Below are 230 nucleotides of genomic sequence, written 5' to 3'. Positions count from 1 at the left end.
ATAGCCTGACGATCGTCCGCGGTTCTGGCTTCGATCCAAGCTGGTTTTCCGACTTCTTTGCAGTGCATCACCTGAATGGACTCGCAGCGTTGTCGTGGTGGACAGCCACGCTGTTCGTGCAGCAGATCCGCAGCAAACAAGAGTCCTGGCCGTTTCTAGAGCTGACCGGTGACGCCGGCGCCGGCAAGTCCAGCTTGCTGCGTTTTCTGTGGCGTTTACTCGGTCGCTCC

General features: G+C 58.7%; 1 protein-coding gene. It reads left to right on the top strand.

Annotation, left to right across the window (positions count from 1 at the left end; translation table 11 throughout):
- Positions 1-230, top strand: a 230-nt coding sequence (locus tag SB689_RS24360; RefSeq protein ID WP_410694585.1) for a hypothetical protein, incomplete at both ends; no start/stop codon positions are given.

The organism is Chryseobacterium sp. SIMBA_038 (assembly GCF_046535115.1).
In the GTDB taxonomy this organism is placed as follows: Bacteria; Bacteroidota; Bacteroidia; order Flavobacteriales; family Weeksellaceae; genus Chryseobacterium.
The sequence above is the reverse complement of the archived record's forward strand: the minus strand, read 5'-3'. Positions and strand labels throughout refer to the sequence as shown.